Source organism: Roseburia sp. 1XD42-69, assembly GCF_003612565.1.
In the GTDB taxonomy this organism is placed as follows: domain Bacteria; phylum Bacillota; class Clostridia; order Lachnospirales; family Lachnospiraceae; genus Roseburia_B.
On record NZ_RAZG01000119.1, the window covers coordinates 1 to 6,245 of the forward strand.

The 6,245-nt window shown below is 44.5% G+C and carries 5 protein-coding genes and 1 pseudogene; 2 read left to right on the top strand and 4 right to left on the bottom strand.

From position 1 onward, the window contains the following. Positions 1-137: 137 nt before the first annotated feature. The 3 genes and pseudogenes from D7Y06_RS23465 to D7Y06_RS28710 all read right to left on the bottom strand — a co-directional run bounded on the left by D7Y06_RS23465 (position 138) and on the right by D7Y06_RS28710 (position 5,094). Positions 138-509, bottom strand: a complete 372-nt coding sequence (locus D7Y06_RS23465; protein ID WP_120409949.1) for a TnpV protein — start codon at positions 507-509, stop codon at positions 138-140. A gap of 325 nt (positions 510-834) precedes the next feature. Beyond that, positions 835-3,219: pseudogene (locus D7Y06_RS23470) on the bottom strand (DEAD/DEAH box helicase family protein); the annotation flags it as partial. Between the two features lie 27 nt (positions 3,220-3,246). Then, complete coding sequence (locus D7Y06_RS28710; protein ID WP_330566585.1) at positions 3,247-5,094, bottom strand: class I SAM-dependent methyltransferase; 1,848 nt, start codon at positions 5,092-5,094, stop codon at positions 3,247-3,249. Positions 5,095-5,370: 276 nt separating this feature from the next. Between D7Y06_RS28710 and D7Y06_RS23475 the strand changes: the two genes are divergently transcribed. Both D7Y06_RS23475 and D7Y06_RS23480 read left to right on the top strand, forming a co-directional pair. Then, on the top strand, positions 5,371-5,664 hold the full coding sequence (locus D7Y06_RS23475; protein WP_120409950.1) for a type II toxin-antitoxin system RelB/DinJ family antitoxin: 294 nt from the start codon (positions 5,371-5,373) through the stop codon (positions 5,662-5,664). After that, the gene (locus D7Y06_RS23480; protein WP_120409951.1) at positions 5,654-5,968 is read left to right on the top strand and encodes a type II toxin-antitoxin system RelE/ParE family toxin; all 315 of its coding nucleotides are present in this window, start codon (positions 5,654-5,656) and stop codon (positions 5,966-5,968) included. Before D7Y06_RS23475 ends, D7Y06_RS23480 begins: the two co-directional genes overlap by 11 nt. A gap of 82 nt (positions 5,969-6,050) precedes the next feature. Here D7Y06_RS23480 and D7Y06_RS26730 read toward each other — a convergent pair. Further along, positions 6,051-6,245 (bottom strand): hypothetical protein (locus D7Y06_RS26730; protein ID WP_207667356.1); only part of this gene is annotated, 195 nt, incomplete at its 5' end.

Here is a 6,245-nt window from a genome sequence, read left to right on the forward strand (position 1 = left end):
GAGGCATCCTGTATCTTATTTAATTTGAAGAAAAAGAAGGGATTTTGGTTCAGATAAACTAACGAATAACAATTTCTGATGCTTTTAAAGAAAAATAGAGAGCAAGGTGTTAATCCCTGCCCTCCATTTTTAATGCTTTATGCGTATATGATTTCCCTATCCACAATCTCCCTCGCACAAGCCCTTATGTTATTCATTCTTCCTGTCCATTCTAAGGCGTTTTCTTCCTTTAAGCATTCCGTTATGCCCTGTGCCTGTTTTATGTCTTCTATAAGCCTTTCAAAGCATTCCTGCGCCTGGCTGTCAATGTCAGCAAGGTAGGTGTTCAGCCTGCCGCTTGTGAGAAGATTGGTGTATGTAACTTTGCGGTACTGCTTCAGATAGTCCAGATGCCGTTGTCCCCATGCACTTATGGGCTGTTCTTCTTCAGTGGGTAATCTTAAATCTGGAATAAGATACCCATTTTCTTCGTGGTATGTGCCGCCTAACTGTTCAAATAGTGATTTCATCTGCAAAAACTCCTTTTCTGTATGGTTTGGTTTTTGCGGGGTATCTGCAAGCAATGTATCAGCAGGCTGTATGTATATACTATCTTTAAGTTAAGTAATCCCCTTCCCAATGATAAGTAATCTCCATATACAACCGCCTTTCTTTGTGCTAAACTGTTTACAGATACGAATAAAAGAGTTATCACCCACTTTCTTTAACACAACATCTGCAAGTTTCCATTCACCACAAATGAGCCAGCCGTATATGTTGTATTTTTGCAGATGCGCATTTCCGCTAAAATACTGCATTTGCCGGAAATGTTTACATCTACAGTTCACAACATATCACATCGTCCAGATAGCGGCATTTTGCAAACATATCGCTTGATTTCTGTGCATCTGCCGTCGATAAGCCAGCCACGTTGCGCATTTTGGTATATAAGAACAAATTTTTGTACAGGTCCGATTCATCCACGAACATCATGTCAACGCCGAGTTCTTCAAACGTGACCACATCATCCTTGCGTCCATTTGCCTGTAACTTTTCAAGCCGCACTTCCAGGCTTTTCTTGGTACGCTCCAGCTGCTTAACGGTAAAGCGTTCTCCATGGCTGGCTTTCACTTCCCGGATGCCGTCTGTAATTTCGTCAATCTGTTCCCGTATCAAGCGTTCCTGGCGTTCCATGCTTACCGGGATACGCTCAAACTGGCTGTGCCCGATGATGACTGCATCAATGTCGCTGGTGGCTATACGGGCGCAGAATTTCTTACGGTTACGGGTTTCAAAATCCTTTTTAGTTGTGACCAGAATATTCGCAGCTGGGTACAGCCTTAAGAATTCAGCCGCAGTCTGCTCTGTAAGATGATTCGGGACGACGAATATTGACTTATGGCATAGGCCCAGACGCTTCGATTCCATAGCGGCGGCAATCATCTCGAATGTTTTCCCAGCCCCCACTTCATGCGCAAGCAGGGTATTCCCGCCATACAGCACATGTGCAATCGCATTGACCTGATGGGGCTGGAGTTTTATTTCCGGGTTGATGCCTGAGAATACGATATGGGAGCCGTCATATTCGCGAGGGCGGGTATTGTTCATGGTTTCGTTATAGTGATGGACAAGCGTCTGACGGCGTTCCGGCTCCTTGAATATCCAGTCTTTGAATGCATCTTTTAAAGCCTGCTGTTTCTGCTGGGCAAGGGTTGTCTGTTTGGCGTTCAGGACACGCTTTTCTTTGCCGTCTGCATCTTCGATGGTGTCATAAATCCGCACATCCCGCAGGTTTAATGAATCTTCGAGAATACGATATGCATTTGCACGGTCAGTACCATATGTCGTGTATGCTGCGACATCGTTATATGGGGCGGCATTCTTATTGGCAATGCACCATTCCGCCGTAAACGCTGAATAATTTACTGTGATTCTGTTACGCAGGTAAGCAGGCGTGTTTAAAGTTTCATGCATGAATTGCTGGATATAAGATTTATCAATCCATGTCGCACCCAGACGTACTTCAATCTCAGATGCGTCAAGGTCTTTTGGCTGTGCAGCTTTTAAGGCTTTAACATTGACTTGGTAGGCTGTGTCATTTATTGCCGCTTTTTGTGCCTGCCGCAGCTTTTTACGGACATTGCCAGACAGATATTCGTCTGCTGTCTGCCAAATATTATTCGTTGGGTCTTTATAGATTACGCCCTGTAATTCCCGAATCAGCTCGGATTCACTTTTTCCGGTCAGCTGTGACATAAACAGCAAATCCACTTTGGCACGTTCTCCAATGGATACAACCAGAGCTTCCGATGCCGTGTCTACGCTTGTGATTGTCTTATGCTGTTTGATAGTGCGTTTCGTGAACATATCCGCTTTGCGTTCCAGCCTGCCGTCTTCACCCAAGATTTCCAAGGAGCAGAGCAGATAATAGCTTGAATCCCGCTCAAACGCCAGACGGTTCGCACGGCTGTTAATCAGGCCGTATTTATGAGTAAATGCATCGTATAACTGGTTTAACTCTGCCTGACCTGCCTTAATGGCACTATCCGGTATATATTCATCCATCTGCAGGGCAATTAACTTTTGTACGCAGTCACGCAGTTTTATCATGCCTTTGACACGTTTCTCGGCTGTTGCGTTCAGCTCGGCTTTCTTCATCATAGAATTCTCACGGTAGTACACTTCACCGTCTACCAGAGTGAAAGAATAGTTCTTCACGCTGTCGTCAGCCGGGAGCGTGTCTGCCGGAGTGCTTTTATCCGGTTCTGCTGGCACGGCTTTCTGGTAGGTCCCACGAATAAATTCCATTGCCTTTTGGAACTGTGTGGCAAGGCCAACGTCTGGAACAGGAACAACTGTATAATCCTGCCTGCCATACTGCGTGCTTTCTGATGAAGGCATTCCCAGAACCATTTCGGGATGATTGAGGAAATAATTATTGATAATGAATCCGTCTGTATTCTCTTCCGTATGTACCCAATCTGGGATTTCGTCTGCTGGGGTATCGCATTTCTGTAAGAACAGGATGTCAGACACCACTTCTGTATTAGCGTTCGCTTTAAAGGCGTTGTCAGGCAGACGGACAGCCCCAAGCAGGTCCGCTTTTGTAGCCAGATACTCCCTTACGTCTGTATCCTTGGAATCCATTGTGTAACGTGTGGTGATAAATGCCAGGATGCCGCCGGGACGCACTTTATCCAGGGATTTAGCCAGGAAGTAATTGTGAATAGAGAAGCCCAGCTTATTGTATTCCGGGTCGTTGACCTGCTACTGCCCGAACGGCACGTTGCCAATGGCAAGGTCAAAGAAATCATCCGGGAAATCTGCCTTTTCATAGCCAGTAATATCAATCCGTGCATTGGGATACAGCAGCTTAGCAATGCGTCCGCTGATGCCATCCAGCTCCACGCCGTACAGCTTGGATTCAGACATTTCTTCTGACAATAAACCGAAGAAGTTTCCGACGCCGCAGGCAGGCTCCAGAATATTTCCAGACGTAAAGCCCATGCTGCCGACAGCCTGATACATTGCCTTAATAACAACCGGGCTGGTGTAATGCGCATTCAGGACAGAGGCTTTGGCAGAAGTGTATTCTTCCGGGGTCAGCACCGCTTTCAGCTCCTGATATTCCTTTTCCCAGCCTGCCTTGTCCGGCTCAAATGCATCCGGGATGCCGCCCCAGCCGACATATTTAGATAAAATCTGCTGTTCATCAGGCGTAGCGACGCGGTTTTCGAATTCGATTTGCTTTAATATAGTGATGGCTTCCATATTCATACGGAACTTAGTCTTGGGTTCTCCCTCGCCCAGACGTTCATCTGTGATTGTGAAATTACAGGGTACAGGAACAGATACTTCCTGTATGTCGGCCTCATTCTGAACTTCCTCTTTCTCCATATGAATTGGTTCAGAAGTGTTTTGACAATCTGTTTCTGATGCCTCACTATCACTTTCCGTAATCACATCCACTGACCCGGTTTTCAGATTATCCTGTACGCTGTTTTCTGGTTCTGCCACAACTTCATCTGGCTCTTGTACTGCTGATAATGCCGGATACGTTTCATCAAACAATTCATGCTTTAGGTGAATGCGAAATTCCGACACATCATAGAAAAGTTTCATAAACTCTGCATCTTTGACAGTAAGAGCCGCACGATTAACCGCTTCATTACATTCCAAAGCGGCCTCCTGCTTGTCAGAGTTCTGGCAGGCATTTAAGTACGCCCCATCAGACAGGATAAGTTTCTTGACAATAGGCTTGTACTTATTGTAAACCTGCTGGATAGAAAGCTCTGTCGGCTGCCTGTGGCTGCCATTGCCATGTGGATGTGCAGACCGGGAGGTACCCTTAGCCGTCCGTTTCAGGTATTCGTATCTATAGATGACCACTGCAACCGTCCTGAGAACAAGCTCACTGTATTCGCTTACGGCTGCACCGAGAACCCTGATGATTCTTTGTGTATTAAAGTCTGTGATGTCCCGGAAATCCTGGCTTTTTAGATATTTCTCTGGCTGAAAGCCGCATCTGGCAAGGAGTACATAGGAAATGCTTGCCGCAGCAGTCAGCCGGAATTCCACACTGACTCCCGGCTCTTCCAGTTCTACAAGGAAGCTCCCTTCACACTCATACATAATGTCTTTATGAAAGTTCTCCCAGTATCCGTTTGCCATATTTACGGCAATCATCTCAAGCTGATACACAAGGCCTTTCTCCCCGGACACGCCGAACTGTTCTTCCAGAGCCTTTGTAACAATGCCACGGTATTCTTGTTTGTACCGCCATTGGAAAAGGCTGGCCGAATTTCTCTTTAATTCCGTATCCCTGATATCAAAGACATAACGTATCTTAGGGTAGCCGTTACGGTTGATGGCAATGAGGCCAATCCCCTTAGAGTCGCAGCGGATATGACGATTCATCCGCCCGGTCCATAAGTCAAACTCGGCACATGCCGTAGCTTTTGGACGCTGGGAGTGAATCATCAACTGGTCGGGAAATGTATAGCGGTACACATTAGATACCGTATTTAAGAAACCAACCCAGTTCTGGGGATTTTTCGTAACCTGTGCCGCAGTCTGCCCTGCCAGCTGTATGTAGTTCTGTAATTTTGTAGCCATAAGATAGCCCTCCTTTTATCGTTATGCCCAGACTGGCCGGGCAATTAGATTTCCTGCATATGCACCCGCTCCTTTTTTGCCGCAGGCAGAAAAAAATTACACCATCCACAAAACAAGTTGATTGTGAGATATCAGTCTTGCACCATGGTCTTTCCATTCAATATGTTAATAAAAATACATAAACAGCAATGCTAAGTCATCACAAACGTATTGACTCAGCATTGTTTGTTTGCTATTCTTTATGATAGAAATAGAACCAGCAACGGAGGTGTGTAAATGGCAAGTACAATTCAAGTGAGAGTAGACGATGATTTAAAAGCAAAATCAGATGCTTTATTTAAAGATTTAGGAACAGACACCACAACCGCAATCCGCATGTTTTTAACACAGGCTTTGGCAGTCAATGGCTTTCCGTTTGAAATAAAAAGGGCAACTGCAAATCCATATAAAACATTAACAGAACCTGAATTATCAGCTAAACTGGAAAAATCACGTGAGCATGCGGCACAGGGGATGTATAAAGATGCTTCAGAAGTTTCTCATGATATGAGGGCAAAATATGGATTATAGAATCGTAGTCACAAAGGATGCAGAAGAGGACTTAGAGCGTTTTATTGAATACCTTATTGTTGAGAAAGAGAATATGCAGGCAGCGGAAAATGTACTGAATGATTATGATGCAACAATCGAAAGCCTAAAGCATGTGGCAGGAAATTTGAAACTGTGTGATAACCCAAAGCTACATCAGTTAGGATACCGCCGCATTAACTTCTTAAATCACAGATATTTTATGCTATATCGCATCACGGATAATATAGTATTTGTGGACAACATTTTTCATGAGTTACAGGATTATGAAAATAAGATGTATTAGCCGTAGTACAAAGATTTGCTGAAGGCTATTTTTCTGTACAGAAAAAAATATTGATAACAGGCGTCAAACAGGGTATGAAAAATTACTGGACAGTAAAGACCATAAGGACAACAAATAGCCTAGTGGGTACTTTGTCACTATAAAAGAAAAGAAGAATCCCCGGACTGCACTGCAATACGGTTCGGGGATTCGTTTCTTCGTCCACAGAGGCTGTAAAAAATCTTGTGTCTATGAACTTTAGACTTTCCTGATAAGAATTAGATATGTAAGAGTATTT